The sequence below is a fragment of the Methylobacterium radiodurans genome (assembly GCF_003173735.1).
GTDB classification, from domain to species: domain Bacteria; phylum Pseudomonadota; class Alphaproteobacteria; order Rhizobiales; family Beijerinckiaceae; genus Methylobacterium; species Methylobacterium radiodurans.
On sequence record NZ_CP029551.1, the window covers coordinates 4061110 to 4079521 of the forward strand.

General features: G+C 72.2%; 26 protein-coding genes. 10 read left to right on the forward strand and 16 right to left on the reverse strand.

What is annotated here, in order from left to right:
* Positions 1–118: 118 nt before the first annotated feature.
* The gene (copM, locus tag DK427_RS19085) at positions 119–517 is read right to left on the reverse strand and encodes a CopM family metallochaperone (RefSeq protein WP_109952637.1); all 399 of its coding nucleotides are present in this window, start codon (positions 515–517) and stop codon (positions 119–121) included.
* Positions 518–677: 160 nt separating this feature from the next.
* Between copM and DK427_RS19090 the strand changes: the two genes are divergently transcribed.
* Positions 678–2117 (forward strand): amino acid permease, encoded by a 1440-nt coding sequence (locus tag DK427_RS19090; RefSeq protein ID WP_109952638.1) that lies wholly within the window; start codon positions 678–680, stop codon positions 2115–2117.
* A 6-nt stretch (positions 2118–2123) separates the two neighbouring features.
* Here the strand turns inward: DK427_RS19090 and DK427_RS19095 are convergent, their stop codons facing one another.
* Entirely contained in the window at positions 2124–2567 is a 444-nt protein-coding gene (locus DK427_RS19095) for a Crp/Fnr family transcriptional regulator (RefSeq protein WP_109952639.1), read from the reverse strand.
* Positions 2568–2795: 228 nt separating this feature from the next.
* Here DK427_RS19095 and DK427_RS19100 point away from each other — a divergent pair, with 228 nt between their 5' ends.
* Complete coding sequence (locus DK427_RS19100) at positions 2796–3503, forward strand: SCO family protein (protein ID WP_245930633.1); 708 nt, start codon at positions 2796–2798, stop codon at positions 3501–3503.
* 3 nt (positions 3504–3506) lie between these two features.
* On the opposite strand, the gene DK427_RS19105 is transcribed toward DK427_RS19100, so the two are convergent.
* Entirely contained in the window at positions 3507–3716 is a 210-nt protein-coding gene (locus DK427_RS19105; RefSeq protein ID WP_109952640.1) for a hypothetical protein, read from the reverse strand.
* Between the two features lie 223 nt (positions 3717–3939).
* On the opposite strand from DK427_RS19105, the gene DK427_RS19110 reads away from it, so the two are divergent.
* A complete protein-coding gene (locus DK427_RS19110; RefSeq protein ID WP_245930634.1) occupies positions 3940–4089 on the forward strand; it encodes a con-10 family general stress protein in 150 nt (49 codons plus the stop codon).
* Positions 4090–4229: 140 nt separating this feature from the next.
* On the opposite strand, the gene DK427_RS19115 is transcribed toward DK427_RS19110, so the two are convergent.
* Together DK427_RS19115 and DK427_RS19120 are read right to left on the reverse strand one after the other, a co-directional pair.
* Positions 4230–4607 (reverse strand): hypothetical protein, encoded by a 378-nt coding sequence (locus tag DK427_RS19115; RefSeq protein WP_109952642.1) that lies wholly within the window; start codon positions 4605–4607, stop codon positions 4230–4232.
* Between the two features lie 447 nt (positions 4608–5054).
* Positions 5055–5861 carry a response regulator gene (locus DK427_RS19120; RefSeq protein ID WP_066926467.1) on the reverse strand — a complete coding sequence of 269 codons (807 nt, stop codon included), beginning with the start codon at positions 5859–5861 and terminating at the stop codon, positions 5055–5057.
* Positions 5862–6044: 183 nt separating this feature from the next.
* On the opposite strand from DK427_RS19120, the gene DK427_RS19125 reads away from it, so the two are divergent.
* On the forward strand, positions 6045–6377 hold the full coding sequence (locus DK427_RS19125; protein ID WP_162559835.1) for a NepR family anti-sigma factor: 333 nt from the start codon (positions 6045–6047) through the stop codon (positions 6375–6377).
* Positions 6378–6422: 45 nt separating this feature from the next.
* On the opposite strand, the gene DK427_RS19130 is transcribed toward DK427_RS19125, so the two are convergent.
* Positions 6423–6599 (reverse strand): DUF1328 domain-containing protein, encoded by a 177-nt coding sequence (locus tag DK427_RS19130; RefSeq protein WP_082773302.1) that lies wholly within the window; start codon positions 6597–6599, stop codon positions 6423–6425.
* 304 nt (positions 6600–6903) lie between these two features.
* Here DK427_RS19130 and DK427_RS26460 point away from each other — a divergent pair, with 304 nt between their 5' ends.
* The 3 genes from DK427_RS26460 (at position 6904) to DK427_RS19140 (ending at position 9403) form a co-directional block, all read left to right on the forward strand.
* Positions 6904–7062: a hypothetical protein gene (locus DK427_RS26460; protein WP_162559836.1), complete on the forward strand. Its 159-nt coding sequence runs from the start codon at positions 6904–6906 to the stop codon at positions 7060–7062.
* Positions 7063–7437: 375 nt separating this feature from the next.
* Positions 7438–8421 (forward strand): DUF2865 domain-containing protein, encoded by a 984-nt coding sequence (locus DK427_RS19135; protein ID WP_109952643.1) that lies wholly within the window; start codon positions 7438–7440, stop codon positions 8419–8421.
* A gap of 73 nt (positions 8422–8494) precedes the next feature.
* The gene (locus DK427_RS19140) at positions 8495–9403 is read left to right on the forward strand and encodes an MBL fold metallo-hydrolase (protein WP_109952644.1); all 909 of its coding nucleotides are present in this window, start codon (positions 8495–8497) and stop codon (positions 9401–9403) included.
* Between the two features lie 28 nt (positions 9404–9431).
* Here the strand turns inward: DK427_RS19140 and DK427_RS19145 are convergent, their stop codons facing one another.
* Positions 9432–10211 (reverse strand): DUF1499 domain-containing protein, encoded by a 780-nt coding sequence (locus tag DK427_RS19145; RefSeq protein ID WP_109952645.1) that lies wholly within the window; start codon positions 10209–10211, stop codon positions 9432–9434.
* Between the two features lie 142 nt (positions 10212–10353).
* On the opposite strand from DK427_RS19145, the gene DK427_RS19150 reads away from it, so the two are divergent.
* A complete protein-coding gene (locus tag DK427_RS19150; protein WP_109952646.1) occupies positions 10354–10827 on the forward strand; it encodes a MarR family winged helix-turn-helix transcriptional regulator in 474 nt (157 codons plus the stop codon).
* Positions 10828–10900: 73 nt separating this feature from the next.
* On the opposite strand, the gene DK427_RS19155 is transcribed toward DK427_RS19150, so the two are convergent.
* From DK427_RS19155 to DK427_RS19185, 7 genes are all read right to left on the reverse strand, one after another.
* Positions 10901–11104, reverse strand: coding sequence for a hypothetical protein (locus DK427_RS19155; protein WP_109952647.1), 204 nt, complete (start codon positions 11102–11104; stop codon positions 10901–10903).
* A gap of 184 nt (positions 11105–11288) precedes the next feature.
* Complete coding sequence (locus DK427_RS19160; protein WP_109952648.1) at positions 11289–11972, reverse strand: HAD family hydrolase; 684 nt, start codon at positions 11970–11972, stop codon at positions 11289–11291.
* Between the two features lie 15 nt (positions 11973–11987).
* Positions 11988–12245 carry a hypothetical protein gene (locus DK427_RS19165; RefSeq protein ID WP_425452481.1) on the reverse strand — a complete coding sequence of 86 codons (258 nt, stop codon included), beginning with the start codon at positions 12243–12245 and terminating at the stop codon, positions 11988–11990.
* Between the two features lie 143 nt (positions 12246–12388).
* Positions 12389–12805, reverse strand: coding sequence for a DUF2934 domain-containing protein (locus DK427_RS19170; protein ID WP_109952650.1), 417 nt, complete (start codon positions 12803–12805; stop codon positions 12389–12391).
* A 98-nt stretch (positions 12806–12903) separates the two neighbouring features.
* Complete coding sequence (locus DK427_RS19175; protein WP_109952651.1) at positions 12904–13167, reverse strand: hypothetical protein; 264 nt, start codon at positions 13165–13167, stop codon at positions 12904–12906.
* 93 nt (positions 13168–13260) lie between these two features.
* Positions 13261–13677, reverse strand: coding sequence for a hypothetical protein (locus DK427_RS19180; protein ID WP_109952652.1), 417 nt, complete (start codon positions 13675–13677; stop codon positions 13261–13263).
* Complete coding sequence (locus tag DK427_RS19185) at positions 13674–14147, reverse strand: hypothetical protein (protein WP_204165192.1); 474 nt, start codon at positions 14145–14147, stop codon at positions 13674–13676. Before DK427_RS19185 ends, DK427_RS19180 begins: the two co-directional genes overlap by 4 nt.
* A gap of 160 nt (positions 14148–14307) precedes the next feature.
* Here DK427_RS19185 and DK427_RS26465 point away from each other — a divergent pair, with 160 nt between their 5' ends.
* Positions 14308–14472: a hypothetical protein gene (locus tag DK427_RS26465; protein ID WP_162559837.1), complete on the forward strand. Its 165-nt coding sequence runs from the start codon at positions 14308–14310 to the stop codon at positions 14470–14472.
* A gap of 22 nt (positions 14473–14494) precedes the next feature.
* Here DK427_RS26465 and DK427_RS19190 read toward each other — a convergent pair whose 3' ends face one another.
* A complete protein-coding gene (locus DK427_RS19190; protein WP_109952653.1) occupies positions 14495–16348 on the reverse strand; it encodes a DEAD/DEAH box helicase family protein in 1854 nt (617 codons plus the stop codon).
* A 2-nt stretch (positions 16349–16350) separates the two neighbouring features.
* Positions 16351–16617, reverse strand: coding sequence for a hypothetical protein (locus DK427_RS19195; protein WP_109952654.1), 267 nt, complete (start codon positions 16615–16617; stop codon positions 16351–16353).
* Between the two features lie 411 nt (positions 16618–17028).
* Here DK427_RS19195 and frc point away from each other — a divergent pair, with 411 nt between their 5' ends.
* Positions 17029–18306 carry a formyl-CoA transferase gene (gene frc / locus DK427_RS19200; RefSeq protein ID WP_109952655.1) on the forward strand — a complete coding sequence of 426 codons (1278 nt, stop codon included), beginning with the start codon at positions 17029–17031 and terminating at the stop codon, positions 18304–18306.
* The last annotated feature ends 106 nt before the right edge of the window (positions 18307–18412 follow it).

Below are 18412 nucleotides of genomic sequence, written 5' to 3' on the forward strand. Positions count from 1 at the left end.
AAATTTCTCTACAGCGGCGCGGCCCGAGGAACCAAGGCGGGCGATGAGATCCGGAGGGATTCTGTAATCGGTTCTTCAAACCGCTCCGGTCACGACCCCGAGAGCGGCGCGGCTCGGGCTACTCCACTCCCTTACGCTTCAGGATGGCCCGCATCTGGGCGATCTCGGCCTCCTGGGTCCGGACCACATCCTCGGCGAGCCTGCGGACCTCCGGATCCCGCGAATGCTCCAGTGCGATCCGCGCCATCGCCACCGCGCCCGCGTGATGGGGGATCATGCCGCGCACGAAATCGACGTCGACATCGTTGGTGTAGCGGATGTCCATGTCGCGGTGCATGGCCGCACTCGCGTCCCGGAAGGCGCGCGTGGCCGGGCTGTCGGTCGTCTCGGCCGTCGCCGCGTGGTCGTGGCCGGCGCCATGGCCGGAATGCTGGCCGGCGCCGTGCTGCTGTGCCTGCGCGGCCCAGGCGGCCGTGCCGGCCAGCGCCGCCAGAATGCTCTTCGCGAGGGTGTTCATCGGCTGGTGCCTCTCCGGTGTCCGTTCGCGCGGCCGCTCCAGGGCCGCCTGGAGCGGCTTGTAGCGGGTCGGAACCGGAGCGTCGTCCGGGCAGCGCCCGGCCCGGGATTTGCCCGACCGGACTTGCCCGGCCGAGCCGGACAGGCTTCAGAGACCGGCCATGCGCGACAGCCCGACCCCAGACCACGCCCCCGCGGCCCGACCCGCAGGAGACGTTCCCCTGGACGGATCCGGCGAGGATCCGGGCCTCGCCCGCAATCTCACCGGGTTCGGTCTCGTCTGCATCGGGCTCGGCGCGACGATCGGGGCGGGGATCTTCGTGCTCACCGGCACTGCGGCCGCGGCCTATGCGGGCCCCGCGCTGGTGCTCTCCTTCGTGCTCGGCGGGATCGCCTGCGCCTTCGTCGGCCTCTGCTACGCGGAACTGGCCGCCATGATGCCGGACTCGGGCTCGACCTACACCTATACGCGGGCGAGCCTCGGCGAGTTCTGTGCCTGGATCGTCGGCTGGGACCTCGTGCTGGAATTCGCCTTCGCGGCCGCTACGGTGGCGGTCGGCTGGTCGGGCTACGCCCAGAGCCTCCTCGCCGATCTCGGCCTCGCGCTGCCGCCGCCGCTGGCCGCCGCGCCCGGGGCGGGCGGGCTCGTCAACCTGCCGGCCGGCCTGATCGTTCTGGCGCTGTCGTGGCTGCTGATCCGCGGCACCCGGGAGGCGGCCGCCGCCAACGCCGTGCTGGTCGCCCTGAAGGTCGCGATCATCCTGGCCTTCGTGGCGGTCGGCCTCGCCCATCTGCGGCCGGAGCTGTGGCACCCCTTCGTGCCCGAGAATGCGGGCCGGTTCGGGGAATACGGCTGGAGCGGCGTGCTGCGCGGGGCGGGCGTGGTGTTCTTCGCCTTCATCGGCTTCGAGACGGTCTCGACGGCGGTCGCCGAGACGCGCCGGCCGCAGCGCGACGCGCCGGTGGGGCTGCTCGGCTCGTTGGCGCTCACCACCCTGCTCTACGTGCTGGTCGCGGCGGTGCTCACGGGCCTCGTGCCCTACCGCGACCTGGACGTGCCGGACCCGATCGCCCGGGCGGTCGACGCGGCCGGGCTCGGCGGCTTCGCGCTGGTGATCAAGATCGGCGCGCTCGTCGGGCTCACCACCTCGGCGCTCACCGCCCTCTACGGGCAGGCCCGGATCTGCTTCGCGATGGCCCGCGACGGCCTCCTGCCCGCCGCCTTCGGCCGGGTCGATCCGGTGCGGCGCACGCCGGCGCTGAGCCAGGGCGTCATCGGGATCGGCACCGCGCTGGTGGCCGCCTTCGTGCCATTGGAGGTGCTGGGCGAACTCGTCAGCATCGGTACGCTGCTCGCCTTCTGCCTCGTCTGCGCGGCGGTGCCGCTGCTGCGCCGGAGCGAGCCGGCCCGGCCCCGCCCCTTCCGGGTGCCGGCAGCCCCCCTGGTCTCGGGGCTCGGCATCCTCTGCTGCCTCGCGCTGATGGCGGGCCTGCCCGGCGACACATGGCTGCGGCTCGCCGTCTGGCTCGTTCTGGGGCTGGCGCTCTACGGGTTCTACGGCCGCGCCAACGCCCGGCGGCTCCGGGCCGCCAAGCCGTGAGCGGGTTCAGGCCCGGCTCTGGGCGAGAGCCTGATTGGTCTGCTCCAGGCGCAGCGCCAGCTCGCGCATCACCGCGATGCCGATCTGCGGAAATTGCGCCAGCAGTTCGAGGAACACGCCCCGGTCGATGCGGAGCGCCGTGGTGGCGCTCTCGGCCGTCACCGTGGCGGAGCGCGGCTGGTCGGCCAGAATGCCCATCTCGCCCACCAGCGCGTCGGGGCCGAGGAGCGCCAGCCGGATCGGGCCGGCCGGCCCCTCGAGGCTGACCGCGGCGCCGCCCTCCAGGATCAGGTAGGCCGCGTCCGAGGCGTCCCCGCGGGTGAAGAAGCGCTGGCCCGGCTCGAAATGCACGCGCTCGCTCGTGAAGGCAAGGAGCTTCAGCCGCGCGGGCTCCACCTCGCGGAAGAGCGGCACCTGCCGCAGGGACGAGACCTCGGTGTCGAGGGTCATGGCAACGCTCCGGCCCCTACAAGCGGGCCCTGCATCCATGCGGAAGGTTCGGCACTTGTCCAGTGCGCGGCGGCGTGCGAGGCAGCCCGCGACGGAGGCAAGGAAGCGATGCGTTCGGGGCGATCGACGCCTGTCCGCCTCCGGCCGGGGCGGATTCTCCCGCTTCTGGCCGTCGCCGCCGCGGCTCTCCTGCCTGGTCCTGCCGTCGCGCGGCTGACGCAGGCGGAGTTGGCACGCGTCGCGCTCGCACCGCCGCCCGACGCGCGCGCGCCCCTCGATCTCGTCTTCACGGATGCGGGCGAGGGCCGGTCCTTGACCCTCGCCGAGGCCGCGGGCGGGCGCCCGGTCCTGCTGCTGCCGGTGGACTACACCTGCGGCAACGTCTGCGACCCGATGCTCTCCCTCTCGGCCGCCGCGCTGGTGGCGACGGGCCTCGCGGAAGGCCGAGAATACGGCTTCGTCCTTGTCGGCCTCGATCCGCGCGACGATGCCGCGGCGGCGCGCCGCATGCTGTCCGAAGCCCTCGGCGACGCCCCCTCCCCCGCGCGGCCTCGAGCGCTGGTCGGCTCGGCCGAGGCGGTCGCGGCGCTCACCCGGGCGCTCGGATACGGCTTCGTGCCCGATCTCGGCACGGACAGCATCGCGCATCCGGCCGCCGCGATCCTGCTCACGCCCGAGGGCCGCGTCGCCCACACCCTCTCGCCGCTGGCGCTCAACGGGCGCGACCTGCGCCTCGCCCTGGTGGAGGCCGGCGAGGGACGGACCGGGACCTTGAGCGACCGGCTCGCCCTGCTCTGCTACGGCTTCGACGCCGCCAAGGGCGTCTACACGCCGCTGGTCCGCCGCATCCTCGCGGTCGCGGGCGCCGCGACCGTCCTGGGCATCGCGCTGCTCGTCATCCTGCTCGCCCGCGCGGGGCGGGCGCGGCGCGCCTGAGATTCAGCGCCGCGTGGTCAGGCCCATCTCGCCCTGCTCAGGGGGGCGGCGCTTGGCGCTGGCGTTCGGCTGTGGCGAATCGATCGGCTCCTCGCGGGTCGTCGGGGTGGCGCTGTCCTCGGGCGCCGGCATCGGCGGCAGGGCGTGGCCGTTGGCGTGCTGGCCCGCGTCGCCGTGCTCCAGAGAACCCTTCACCATCTCGCGATTGGTCATCTCGGTACTGTCCCGTTCTGATCACGGCCAAGCTTTCGCGCCGACCGGTTTTCGGTTGCGTCGCAGCGTCAACGGCCGAGCACAGGCGCGGGTTCGGACCGTTCCGTTGCCAACCGGAACAGGAACCATCGGTTATTGGCGAAGGTTGTGTTGAGGTGAAGCGAAGCCTGAGGAGGGACTTATGGCATCGGGAAATTCGACCTCGAAGCGAGGTTTTGCGTCCATGAACATCGAGCGCCAGCGCGAGATCGCCAGCAAGGGCGGTCGCAGTGTGCCGGCCGAGAAGCGCTCCTTCTCGCAGGACCGCGAGTTGGCCTCGTCGGCCGGGCGCAAGGGCGGCCAGTCGACCGGCACGGGTCGCGGCGGCGAGTGATCGACGGTCACGGCTCGCGGCGCCCGCCCCACCAGGGCGGGCGCCGCTTTTTGTCACCTGTTCCGATGGACGAAAAAGGCCCCGCGTAAGCGGGGCCCTTTTCGTTGGATGGTGTTGCTGATCCTCGGGAATACGGCCGATCAGGAGATACAGCGGCCCGGGAGCATGCGGCGCGCCTCCGGCCCGACTAGGGCGCTCAGCGCGGCCTCGCAGCCCTCACGCATGGTCCGGCGCGGCTTCAGGGTGGGGCGCTCCTCGGATGTGGCGCCCTGCACGGCCGGTCCCTGCCGGCCCTCGCCACGCGGGACGCCCGCGACCCGGGTGGGGCTGATCGACAGCGAGACCGGGCGCATGCCCGGCAGAGGGGCCGTCATCGGGAGCGTGTAGGGGGCCTGTACGTCCATCGCCGCGACCGGCGCCGTCCAGCGGTCGGCCACGTCGCGGACCATCGGATGGACCATAAGGGTGAGGATGGCGGCCGGTGCACTCACGCCCAGAATGAAACCAGACCGAAGCATCGTCGCGACCTCCGAGGGGAGCTTGACAGGTTGTTAACAGAACGCGGCCGCCCGTGCCCCGGTTCCGTCCCTGCGCAATCCACGACATCAACAGTATTCAGGCAGCAACCGAGCGCAGGTGCCGTCCCGCACGCGTCTTGTCCACAGGCTCAAAATGTGACCTGAAAAACACGGTTGTCAATGAAAATGCGCGCCCCGGCGGGAACCTCGCGCGGTGTCGCCCGTTTGCATAGGACCCGGCCACCTGGTCCTCCCCGCATTCCCCTTGTGCATCGGCCGGAACCTCTCAGACGGGCTGGAGCCATCTCCGGCCCGTTTTTTTGCGTGCCCTACGGTCCGCGCAACGAGAAAAGCCCCGGCCTGATGGGCCGGGGCTCTTGCCGGTCAGGAACGGGGCCATGCTTCGATGCCGGTCAGGCCGGCTCGTTGTCTCAGGCGGTCTTGGCCTCAGGCGGTCTTGGCCTCGCGGCGGCGGGCGGTCTGCTGGAAGAACAGGGCCTGGCTGATCACCGCCGAGACGTTGGCGGGCTGGAACGGCTTGGCGATCAGGAAGGCCGGCTCCGGACGTTCGCCCGTGAGGAAGCGCTCCGGATAGGCGGTGATGAAGATCACCGGCACCTCGAAGGTCTTCAGGAGATCGTTCACCGCGTCGAGACCGGAGGAGCCGTCGGCGAGCTGGATGTCGGCCAGGATCAGGCCGGGACGCTTGCCGCCCTCGCCCGCGATCTTGATCGCCTCCGAGCGGGTGCGGGCGACGCCGATCACGTTGTGGCCGAGGCCCTCCACCAGGGCCTCCAGGTCCATGGCGATCAGCGGCTCGTCCTCGATGATCAGGATCTCGGTCGCCATGTCGGCGGCGAGTTCGCGGCCGGCCTCGTCCACGAGGTCGCGCACCTGCGCCACGTCCACGTCGAGGATGATCGCGGCATCCTCCTCCGAGAAGCCTTCCAGGCAGGAGAGCAGGAAGGCCTGGCGCGGAAGCGGCGTGATCTGGCCGAGGCGTACCTCCGCCGGCAGGTCATGCTGCACCTGCTCGCGCCTGCCGTTGACCGAGAGCGAATTCCAGATCCGCGTGAAGACCCGGAACAGGTCGGCCTTGACGTTGGTGCTGCGCCCGAGGGTTTCGGGTTCGTTGACCAGCGTTTCCAAGGTCGCGGCGACGTAGGCGTCACCTGCCACCTGGCTGCCCGTGAGCGCGCGCGCGTAGCGCCGCAGGTAGGGCAGGTGCTGCACAACGAGTTGCGATGTGGACATTCGATCCCCTGTGGCTTGCGGTGTTCTCTCGCCGCCTCCCGCCCAACGCGGGTGGACCGGCTGCGTTCCGGTTGAAGCGGAACCGAAGTTGGATCCTAGCGTTGCTGAAGCAGCCATGACGTATGTCAAGCCGCAAGACAATGCGGCGGGCGCGGGTTCACCCGGCCCAAGGGGATGCCGTGAATGAATGACGACGGGAAGGCGGGTGCCGTCCGCGCCGGAGGTTTGCCGGCGACCGAGGAGGCTGCACCGCCGCGTGGCGAGGGCACCGGTCCGAATGTGACGGGTGCCGACCGTCCGTCCGACGCGGGGCTCAATACATTTGCCAGGACCCGGCTCGGCACCCATCTGCGCGCGATGTACGACGCCGTGGTGCAGCAGCCGGTACCGGACCAGTTCCGCGATCTGATCGCTCGTCTTGAGGCTGGCGAGGCCCGCGCCGCTGAAGCTCCGCGAGCCGAGGCACAGGAAACCGATGCGGCGCCCGGCACCGGGATCGACCGGCGGGGCGCCTGATGTCTGGTCCGGCCACCGCTCACCGAGTGGCGGCCGGATTCATCCTCAAAGTGTCGGCGAGCGGCCGCGCAACAGGCCGATGACGGCCGAGATGGCGAACAGCACGATCGCGACGAAGAAGACGAGCTTCGCGGCCTCCATGGCCGTACCGGCGATGCCGCCGAAGCCCAGCAGAGCGGCCACGAGGGCCACGACGAGAAATGTAACGGCCCAACCGAGCATTGTTCTGGTCCTTCGAATAGTTCCGCCGCGGCAGTGTGCGGCTATCTGGACTTAGAAACGCCAAGTTTCGGCCATGGTTCCGCCGGTTTCGGTAGGGGGCTGCTTTACTCCCGATCGCGATTCCGTGACCGCGCGCCTCGACCGCCGCGGCGTTGCGCCGCCCCAGTCGCGCCGTCCTCTCGCAGTTGGGTGCCGGTGCACCCATATCCTGTTGGACGAGGCCGGACGGCCGGCGGAACGCAGGCGTGTCCGCGGCGTTCGACTGTGTGAAGATGTCCGTAACCAGTTGTCGAGAGACCCTGCGATGAGAAACGCCCCCGCGCTCGCCGCGCGCCTCGCCCAGACGGTCACCGAAGCCCTGGCCCGCGCGAGCGAGCGGCTCCTCGATCTCGTGGAGCCGCGGCGGCAGGCCCAGCTCGTCCCGGTTCGAGTGCGCCGTCACCCGCGGCAGGGAAGCCGCTGAGCCCGACCCAGACGCGGGCACGCATCAGCCAAGCACCAGTTCGGCGAAGCCGCTCGGAGACGGGCGGCTTCGTTGTTTTCGGGGCCCCGCGACTTATCCACGGCCCGTTCCGGTCCGCGCCGGTTCACGGGACCCTGCGCGCTTGCCCCGGATGCGGGGCAATCTGGCCAGGAACGGCACGGGTCGCGCCATATTCGATCATCGAGACGGGTCCACACTCGTTCGATCCCTGATGACGCCGGACGGACCCGTTCTCCGCCACACTTGCCCCGGCCCGATCGGTCAGGCCTAGCTTTCGCCGGGCGTCCGGTTTCGGCGACGCGGTCTCGGTCGCGGGCCTCGCGCCTGCGCGGGCCGGCACGCCCGATCCGGGGGATGGGCGAGATGGGCGTGGACGCGCGGATGTTGCGGGGACTGGCGGCCGTGGGCCCCTGTCGGCGGCTGATCGCTCCGCTCCTCGCGGGCCTCGTCCTCGGGGTCGGCGGCGTCACGTTGGCCTCGGGCGTCGGTCACGCCTCCGACGGCCGCAATCCGTTCAGCTTCCTCGAAGCACTCTTCCGCGGGCCCCCGCCCGAGCCGGCGCCGCGGCAGGCCGCGCGCTACGTCGCCCTGCCCGAACCGGGCGCGCTGCCCCGCCGCCACATCGTCCCGGCCGCGCGGCCGGGCCCCGCCCTGACCACCCATTGGCAGGGACGGCGCGACGCGATCCGCCGCAGCACCCGCCTGTCCCGCCCGGCCGCCGAGGGCTGGGACGGACGCCGCACCGTCTGCGTGCGGATGTGCGACGGCTACCTCTTCCCCATCGGCAACCTGCGGGCGCGCGCCGACCTGCCGGTCCACGAGGCGGCCTGCGCCGCCGCCTGCCCCGGGGCGCGCACGAACCTCTACACCCTCGCGGCGGGCTCGACCGAGCTCGACCAGGCGGTGAGCCCGCAGGGGCAGCCCTACCGGGCCTCGGCGCTCGCCAACGTCTATCGCCAGCGCCGCGTCGCGGACTGTTCCTGCCAGGGGGCGGAGGGGCGCCCGCTCCTCTCGGTCGCGCAAGACGCCACCCTGCAGGCGGGCGACGCCGTGGCGACCCGGGACTCGGCACGCGTGGCGGTGCGCGCCTCGGGCAGCCTCGCCCTCGTCGATTATCGCACCGCCCGGATCCCGGGCAGCGCCCGGCGGCAGATCGAGGACCGGGTCGGCGCGCTCCAACGCGAGGCGCAGGCGCGCGCCTTCCGGCAGGTGCTGCGGGCGGCCGAGCGCGAGAGCGTGGTGCGGGTCGCCTCGGTCGGCGGCTTCCTGATGCCGGAGCGCGCGCCCAGCGGCTTCGTGCCCCTGCGGGTCGTGCAGCCCTCGCCCTATGGCCGCTGAGGGCTTCGGCGCTGACACGCCGCGCGCGATGGCGTAGGCGTCGTCCGTTCGCGGGCGATGGGCGGAGCGGTCGATGGCGGAAGGCCCCGATTTCGAGACGGCGCTGCCGGAAGCGGGCCGCTTCGAGGCGCTGACCCCGCTGGTGCGACGGCTGGTGGCGCCCAACGCCTCCCCCTTCACCGCGAGCGGCACCTGCACCTACGTGGTCGGGCGGGGCCAGGTCGCGGTGATTGATCCGGGCCCCGAGGATCCGGGCCATCTCGACCGCCTGCTCGGCGGGCTTGCCGGCGAGACGGTCGCGCAGGTCGTCGTCACCCACACCCACCGCGACCATTCGCCGGGCGCGCGGCTGCTCAAGGCCCGCACGGGCGCGCCCATCGTCGGCTGCGGCCCGCACCGCGCCGCCCGGGCGCTGGGCGCGGGCGAGCTGCCGATGCTCGATGCCAGCGCCGACCGCGAGCACCGGCCGGACCGGGAACTCGCCGAGGGGGAGGAGATCTCCGGCCCCGGCTGGACCCTGGAGGCGGTCGGAACGCCCGGCCACACCATGAACCACCTCGCCTTCGCGCTCCCCGAGGAGAACGCCCTGTTCTCGGGCGACCACGTCATGGCCTGGTCGACGAGCGTCGTCGCGCCGCCGGACGGCTCGATGCGCGCCTACATGGCCTCCCTCGACAAGCTGCGGACCCGGGACGAGGCCGTGTACTGGCCGGGCCACGGCGGGCCGGTGCGGGACCCGCGCCGCTTCGTGCGCGGGCTCGCCCATCACCGCCGCCAGCGCGAGGCCGCCATCCGGGCGCGGATCGCGGCGGGGGACGCCGATATCGGCGCGATCGTCGCGGCGATCTACCAGGGGCTGAACCCGCGCCTCACCGGCGCCGCGATGCTCTCGGTCTTCGCCCACCTGGAGGATCTGGTCGAGCGCGGCGCGGTGCTGAGCGACGGCCCGGTCCGGATCGACGGGCGCTATCGTCCGGCGTGAGGCACCGCGCGGGGCCCTCCGTGCGGCGCTACTTCAGCGCCAGCGCGAGGTTCGAGACCTCGTCCAGGTAGGCGCGGATCCGGTCGGCGTTGACGCCGAGGTCCCGCCCGCCGAGGCGCGAGGCCGAGCGCACGTCGATGCGCGCCCCGTCCGCCCGCGGGCGCACCCGCACGGTCACGTCGTCCGGCAGGTTGAGCAGCAGCCCGCGCGCGACCGCCTCGATCCGCCCGTTGCCGAGGCGCCCGCCCGGACGGATCGCCTCCACGATCTGCCAGCGCCGGTTCACCGCGGCCTTGCGGGCCAGCTCGAAGGCCTCGTCCGCGTCGACGTCGAGGGTCAGCGGCGCGATCTGCGGGTAGGCGGCGCGCTGGCGCTCGCGCGCCTGGGGGCCGGGCTCGGGCGGGTAGCGCCCGTCGCGCGCCGCGAAGGCCGTGCGCGAGCGCGAGAACGCCGGCGGATTCTCGATGTCGGTACTGATGTCGTTGAGCGCCGGCAGCCTGAGGCCGCGCAGCGCCGCGTAGGCCGGATAGGCCAGGACCAGCGCGGCGAGGAACAGGCCGGCGACCGCGGCACCGAGCCCGCGCGCGCCCTCGCGCCAGACCCGCACGAAGGCGAAGCCCGCCACCAGCACGGCGAGCAGCGCCACGCCGATCCCGGCCGCAAGCGTCGCCAGCGCCGGACCGGTCTCGGCGCGGGGATCGCGCACCAGAACAAGGGCGAGACCGGTCACCAGGATCGCGAACAGGGCGAGCCGGCGGGCCAGCGGGCCGGCGCGGGTGACGGGCTCCTCGACGATCGGGCGGCGCATGGCTCTCCGGCGGACATCGGCGATCCCGGCGGCGCGGCCGCGGGCTTCCCGCTCTTACAGAGTGGTCATCCCCCGCGCCAGCGCGAGCGTGGCCTTAGACGGATGCCGCCCCCGCTTCCCTCTGCTATAGGGTGCGACCACGATGTCGCGTCCCACGCTCGAGCCGATCCCCGATCCCGACCCGCTCCGGGTCTGGTTCCGCTTCATCCGCCTCAACCGGCGGGTGACGGCGGCGGTCGCCGCGGAGCTGCGCGGTATCGGCCTGTCGATCCCGCAATTCGACGTGCTCTCGACGCTCACCGAGCGCGAGGGCTTGACCCAGCAGGATCTGGCGGCCCGGCTTTACGTGACGAAGGGCAACGTCTCGGGGCTGATCGACCGGCTGGTCGAGGCCGGGCTGGTCGAGCGGCGGCCGATCCCCGGCGACCGGCGCTCGCACGCGCTGCACCTCACCCCGGCCGGGGGCGACCTCGCGGCGCGGGGCATCGCCGCGCAGGAGGCCTATGTGGGCCGCACCCTCGGGCGGCTCGGCGCGGAGGATCTCGCGGCGGTCGAGCGTCTGGTGCTCGCGTGGCGGGAACTCGCCCGCGCGGATACCGAGGCCGGGCGGGGCTGAGCCCTCCCCCTGAAACGCGCGCGGCCGGCCCCGCGGAGCGGAGCCGGCCGGTCGAGGCATGCGCGAGCGTGGATCAGGACGCGAGGGGCGCCCCGATGCGGGCGCGCAGCTGCGCGCGCAGGTTCTCGTTGGCGCCGGGCTCGGCATCGACCCGCCACATCAGCCGCAGCAACTGGCTGATCGGCGTGGCGTGGCTCTGGACCGCCTCGCTCACGAGCTGGGCGAGGGACTTCTCGGACACGGACCGGGCCTGCAGGCCGACGACCGATTGAGGCATGATACGCGCTCGTCTCGAATGATTCTGAACCGCGGGCGGCGCGATACGCCTTTCGAGCCGCCGTGACCAGCCCTATGGGCAAAATTCGGTAGCCGGCACGCCAACGCGGCGGTGCATAAGCCCGCACCGCATGTGCGCCATCGCACGTATGAGCTGGGATGAACGTGCGCGGTCGGGCAGTGGTTCAGGTCGTGTGTCCGTGTCTCCGGGCGAGCGGCGAGGCGTCGAAGCCGTCGAGGATATCCTGCGGGTCGCGGTAGATGGCGCGGCAGCCGGCCGCCGACAGGTCCGCCTCCGGGAAGCCTCCGCAGAGCACGCCGATCGCGCCGATCCCGGCCTTTCCCGCGGCCTCGGCATCGTAGGGTGTGTCACCCACTGCCAGCACGCGATCCTTCGGCATGCCGCCGAGCCGTTCCAACGCCGCCTGGAAGATGTCGGGATGCGGCTTCGAGCGGTCGGCATCGTCGGAACTCGTGGCGACGTCCACGAGGTCGGTGATCCCGAGGATCTCCTGGTAGTGCTCGACCTCCGCGCGCTTGCCCGAGGAGCCGAGCGCGATCGTCAGGCCCTCGGCGCGCACGCGCTCGAACAGGGCGCGCACGCCCGGGAAGGGCTTCACGCGCGGCAGGTAATCCCGCTTGAACAGGTCGGAGCGGTAGGCCTCAATCGCCTCCCCCTCGCGCGCGAGGCGCTCCTCGGGCACGAAGACCGGCATCAGTTCGTCCCCGCCCTTGCCGATCTGGCCGCGCACGGTGGCGAAGTCGGTCGCGATGCCGAACCGGGCGAAGGCCGCGACCCAGGCCTCCGCATGCAGGTCGACGCTGTCGAGCAGCGTCCCGTCGATGTCGAAGATGACCGCGCGCGCCATGGCCGCCCCGGGGCCTCAGCGCGGGAACAGGTGCAGGCCGTCGTCCGGCAGCAGGTTGCGGGCGGGGCCGCCCGTCTGCTGGCCGCGGCCCTGCTGGTAGTAGGGCAGCTCCGGCCGGCGGTCGTTGTCGCTTCCCGAATCGTAGGCCCAGGGCGGGTTCCAGGGTGCCCGGCCGCCGGGCGTCACCGGCACGGGCGCGCCCAGGAGCGGGCCTGCGACCGCGGGGAGCGGCAGAAGCGCGAGCGCGAGGCCGAGGGCCGGACGGATCTTCACGGAACGCTCCTTCTCGGGGATATCGGGTCAACGGCCCAGGTTCGGACGCGTTCCTTCGGATGTGTGCCTCGAAACGGCAGGAGCCCGCCCCTCGCGGGGCGGGCTCCGGATGGTCCGGGACGCGGACGCGCCGCGGCCTCGACTCAGTGCAGGGCGATCGCGGCGGGCCGGGCGGCCTTGGCCTTGGTGGCGAGGCCCGCGGGCACGGCCGGATTCTTCGCAGCAGTCTTCGCCGGGGGCTTGGCAGCAGTCTTCGCCGAGGGCTTGGCAGCCTTGACCGCGGGCTTGGCGGCGGGCTTGGCGGCGACCTCGGCGGTCACCGCCTCCGCCTTGCGCGCAGCGGTCTTGCGGGCGGCGGGCTTAGTGGCCGGCGCGACGGCCTCGACGGCCTCCACGGCCTTGGCGCGGCTCTTCCGGGCGGTCTTGGCGGCCGCGACGGGCGCGCGCAGCTCGGTCTCCGCGCGCAGCCAGTGGGCGTCGGCGCGGCCGTGGATCCGGCCCTCGCCCTCCCAGATGTAGTAGGCGCGCTCGCGCACCTGCTGCTCGGTGATCATCTCCATGCGGTGCTCTCCTGGCTCTCCCCGCGGGGGACGATGGGAGGGCAGGGTTAAGCGAGTCTTAACGGCTTGTGCGCCGCAGCAGTGCGCCGGGTTTGCGCTCAGCGCCGCTTCGACAGGCGGCGCGCGTTCGCCCGGACCTTGCGGCGGTAGCCCGCCACCACGCCCGCGGCGGTGCCGCCGGAGGCCATCAGCAGGGCCGCCTCGCCCGCCGCGACCATCTTCTCGGTGACCATGCGCTGGGCCTCGACCTGCGCCGCCGATCCGCCGAGCGACAGCATGGCGAGGCGCATGCCGATGACCTGCTGCGACTCGAAGGCCAGCATCGTGGCATCCATGCCGAGCTTCCACCAGGGAGCGAACATACCTGTCTCCGTGCGCGCGTCCTCGCGCGGCGTCGCCCCGCGCGGCGTCGTTCTCAAGCGCGCGGGAACCGGGCGGTTCCCGCGGGGATCGGGTCACCAGTCGAAGCTGCGGCCCTTCGCGGCCGAGCCGCCGAGGCTGATCTTCGGGGTTTCCTTCTTCTGCCCGCCGAGGCTGATCTTCTTCTGGCCCGGCTTGTTGCCGGGAACCGGCACGGCGGCGGGCTTCGGCGGCGGCAGGTGCGCCTGGCCGTGGATCACCGAGCCGATCTCGCCCGCGACGCGGACCAGGTCCTCGCGGGTGCAGGCGCGGGCGACCTTCAGGCCGAGCTGGTGCATGTGGCTCTTGCCGTACAGGTAGGCGGCGAGCTGCGCGCGCTTCAGCGGCTGGATCGCGTCGAGGAGTTCCGGCAGGTCGTACTCGTCCGCCCGGTAGATCGCGCCGAGCGTCTCCATAGGGACCGGGCAGGCGACGTCGGGCTCGGCGGCGCTGGTCGGATGGGATTGCGTCACGGGCTCTCCTCCTGGGTTCGGGGATGTTGAGGCGCGGGGTCCGGCGTCAGGGCGGCGAGCGTCCCGGCGGGGGCCGGCTCCGCGGGTCGCGGTGCGGTAGCGGTTTCTGGATCCGCGGAGACCGGGGCGGGCGGCATCGGCTTCATGCAGCCCGTGCAGACCGAGGCGATCAGCACGCGGGCGCGCGCGTTGCTGCGCTCCCAGACCGCCTCGCGGGCCGCCCGGGCCCGGCGGATCGCCTCCGCGTCGGCAAGGGTGCCGGCAAGCGCGCCGGCCGGGGCCGCCTCGTCGTAGGCCCCCTGGCGGCCGGACCCGCCCGTGCCCGCCTCCGGCGCGCGGGCCTCCGGCGGACGGATGCGCAGGTAGAGCGGCGCGGCCTCCTGCGCCGCAGCGGGTGCGGCCGCCAGGGGGGCTGCGGCAAGGCCGACAAACACCCCGGCGAGCGTGGCGCGGCGCGGATGGGGTCTCATCCCTCGACGGTCCTCCTCGGGGCGGCTGCGGGGCGGGTTCGGCCCGGGATCGAGCATCGCGGTTAATTGCGGCCTAACGATTGCGGCCGGGTCCTTCACGATCCGTTAACCGTGCGGGGACGAGCCTCGCAGATATCGGCCATCGGCGGAGGACGGTTCCATGCTCACCGTGACGATCCCCCTGACGACGATCTCCGCGACGATGCCCTTGACGTCGAGCCTCGCTGCGGCCGCCGCGGCGCTGGCCTGCCTCGCCCTGCACGCGGCGTGCCGCGCAGCCGCCCTCCGCCTGCAACCGCGGCCCGTGCGGGTGCGGCGGCGCTGACGGGCGGGAGGACGCGGCGCGCTCAGGCCTCCGCCGCCTCCGGAACCTCCTCCCGGGCCTCTTCCGCCCAAGCCCCGAGCGTGAGGGTCCGCGCGCGGTCGAGCGTCTCCGCCGCCGCCCCGTCCTGGATCCGCTCGGGCTGACCGCCCCCGATCGCCGCCAAGGCGGCGCGGCTGTCAGGGTCGGCCAGCGCCCGGTCGAGGGCGGCACGGTCCAGGCAGGTGAGGCGCCCGGCCCGGTGGACCGAGTAGACCCGCCCGCTCGACCGCTCGGCGAAGCGGATCGTCCCCATCCGCCGGGCGCAGGCGCGCAGAAAGCCGGTATTGTGCACCGGGGCGAGCATATCAGCGTCGGGATAGACGGAGTCGGGCGCGCGCGCCTCGACGTCGATCCGGCGGTAGCGCTCGACCGCCAGCATGCCCGAGAGGTCGAGCACGGTCATCGCCCCGTTCGTGCCGAAGGCGATGGTGCGCGGGCGCTCGCCCAGCCGCACGCTGTTGTCGAGGAACTCGTAGTGGACCTCCTTGTCGGCGCTCAGCGCCCAGGTGAAGAACAGCTCCGGCATCCCGGAGAAGGCCTCGATGTTGTGGGCCAGGAGGTCGTCCACCGCCTTGAACCGGCCGAACTGCAGCCCCCGGAGCCACGCACGCTCCACCGTCGCCTCGGGGGGCGTGATCATGAACAGCATGAAGACCCGGTGGCCGAAGCGGGTGAGCAGCTGGCTGCCGTCCTGCGTGCCCGAGACGGCGTTGAAGCTGTCGAAGCGGAAGCGGTCGATCAGGAGGTGGGACATCCGCCCCTCTCGGGCCTTGCGGGCCATGTAGCGGTCGAGCTTGGCGTCCACGATCTCGACCTCGTGGCCCGTGAGCGTGCCGGCATAGCCGTGGGCCGGGCCGATGCTGTCGTAATCGAGCAGGAACTTGCGCCAGATGTCCGGCGTGATCACCGCGAAATCGGACCAGGGGATGTCGAGGCGGGCGGCGAGCGCCCGCTGGAACGGGCGCATCGTGCTCTTGCCCGACGCCGACGCGCCCTTCACGTTCATCACGATCGGCTGCGCCTGCGCCCGCACCACCGTGTGGCCTGCCCGGGCGACGGATTCGGCGAACCAGGGCTCGATCAGCCGGCCGATCCGGCGGCTGCCCTCCCGGTTCAGGGCGAGCGTGGAGGCGAGCCGCACGATCAGGGGGCGGTCGCCGACGAGCCCGCCGCGATGGCGGATCAGGCTGCGCACCACGCGGGCGAGACCCGCCTGCGCGGCGCCCTCGGCAGGGTCCTCGCCGGCGCGCCGCTCCCACTCGGCGAGATGCGCCTCGGCCCGCACCTCCGGCGGCGCCGGGGCCGGGCGAGCCGGCGCGGGGGCGGGTCTCGGCCCGAGACCGAGGAGCGCCCGCCAGCCGCGCGACGGCGCCGCAGCGGACTCGGCGGGCGCGGGCGGGGCGAGCATCGCGTCCAGTTCCGTCGCGATGCGGGCGGAAAGCTCCTCCCGCGCCGCCGCGTGGCAGGCGCGGATCTCCGCCATCCGGGGTGCCGCCACGTCCGCGTGGATCGCCGCGACGATCGCACGGAAATTGACGCCGAGATCCCCGTAGGTCTCGCCCATCGGCACCGAGAGATCGGCCATCACCCGGATCAGCAGCTCGTGCACCACGAGCCGCTCGGGCCGGAATTCGACCACCTCGGTCGCCGCGAGGCCGGAGAAGGCCGCGACCTCCTGCGCCTCGGCGAGCGGCGTCGCCACGTTCTCGGGCCGGAACACCGTGGCGAGCGGCAGGAAGGCCCGCGGCAGGGTCGACTCGATGCCCGGGTTCCAGGGGCCGCGTTCCGCACCCTGTTCCGGGTCGTGTCCCGCGCCGTGTCCGGCCGCCGCGCTCACGATCAGGCCGCCGCGGAGGTCTCCCGGAACAGGGCGGTGCAGCCCGCGTCCCGGTGCATGCTCAGGATCGAGGCGCGGTCGATCTCCGGATGCGTCTCCAGGACCTGGCGCACGCAGCCGACCACCTTCTCGTACTGGCCGGCATCGTAGTTCCGCTCCAGCGGGCTCACCGCGATGTAGGTCTCGACCACGAGCACCCGCTCGGCCCGCTCGCGGGTGACCTCGACCGCGATCCACGAAGCTTTGATCAGGCGGCTGCTGGCAAGCATGAACTTGGCTCCTGTTCTCGGCCGCACGGGCGCGGCTGTCCTGCCCGCGAGGATGAGCTAAGCCCCGCCGCTTGCCAAGTCGTGCTGCGGGCTTGTTCTGGATCAACAACTTGTTTTGCGATGCGAAATCTTGCGGCGCGGGCGCCTTTTCGCAGATGCAGCAATATCCGTCGCTGGTCGGCCGCCGGTGTATCGGCCGCTTGAGATGGCGGCCAGGTTGGCATACCCTGTGCCATAATATGTAGGCTGGTCCATCCACCGCCGCGGTGGGCTGACGGTTTGACATCTGGAATCTGGTATTCCAACTTAGGCTGACAAAATCGAGCGCCTGTCGCCTGCCGATTCCCTCGCAACCGGGTCCGGCTTCGGGCGGCGATATCGGTCAACGGCGCCGCGCACAGGGAAGAGACGATGAGCAAGGCTCTGGACGGCATCAAGATCCTGGACTTCACGCACGTCCAGTCCGGTCCCACCTGTACGCAGCTCCTGGCGTGGTTCGGCGCCGACGTGATCAAGGTCGAGCGTCCGGGCGTCGGCGACGCCACCCGCGGCCAGCTCCAGGACATCCCGGACGTGGACAGCCTCTATTTCACGATGCTGAACCACAACAAGCGCTCGATCACGCTCGACTCCAAGAACCCGAAGGGCAAGGAGGTGCTCTGGCGCCTGATCAAGGAGTGCGACGTCCTCGTCGAGAACTTCGCCCCCGGCGCGCTGGCCCGCATGGGCCTGACCTGGGAGAAGATCCACGAGGCCAACCCGCGCATGATCCTGGCCTCCGTGAAGGGCTTCGGTCCCGGCCGCTACGAGGATTGCAAGGTCTACGAGAACGTCGCCCAGTGCGCGGGCGGCTCCGCCTCGACCACGGGTTTCCGCGACGGCATCCCGATGGTGACCGGCGCCCAGATCGGCGATTCCGGCACCGGCCTGCACCTCGCGCTCGGCATCGTCACGGCGCTGTTCCACCGCACCCACAGCGGCCTCGGCCAGCGGGTCGATTGCGCCATGCAGGACAGCGTGCTGAACCTCTGCCGGGTGAAGCTGCGCGACCAGCAGCGCCTCACGCACGGCCCCCTCCGCGAGTACAGCCAGTTCGGCGAGGGCATTCCCTTCGGCGACGCGACGCCGCGCGCGGGCAACGATTCCGGCGGCGGCCAGCCCGGCCGCATCCTCAAGTGCAAGGGCTGGGAGCACGATCCCAACGCCTACATCTACTTCATCACCCAGGCCGCGGTGTGGGACCCGATCTGCGACATCATCGGCGAGCCCGGCTGGAAGACCGACCCGAACTACGCCACGCCCAAGGCGCGCCTGCCGCATCTCAACGAGATCTTCACGCGCATCGAAGCCTGGACGATGAAGCACGACAAGTTCGAGGCGATGGACATCCTCAACAAGTTCGACATCCCCTGCGGGCCGATCCTGTCGATGAAGGAGATCGCCGAGGACGAGGCCCTGCACCGGACCGGCACCATCGTGGAGGTCGACCACCCGACCCGCGGCAAGTACCTGACCGTCGGAAACCCGATCAAGCTCTCGGCGAGCCCCGCCGAGGTGACGCGCTCGCCGCTGCTGGGCGAGCACACCGACGAGATCCTGCGCGACGTGCTCGGCTACTCGGATGCCGAGATCGCCGAGATCGAGCATTCGGGCGCCGTCGGCGCGGTGCAGAAGATCGCCGCCGAGTAACGGCCTGCCGTCGCGGCCTCCCGCCGGAGGCCGCGGCCCGACGACGTTTTCGTCCCTGAACGCGGGCGCGGTCCTCCCCGCGCCCGCGCTGCCGTCCGGCCTCAGG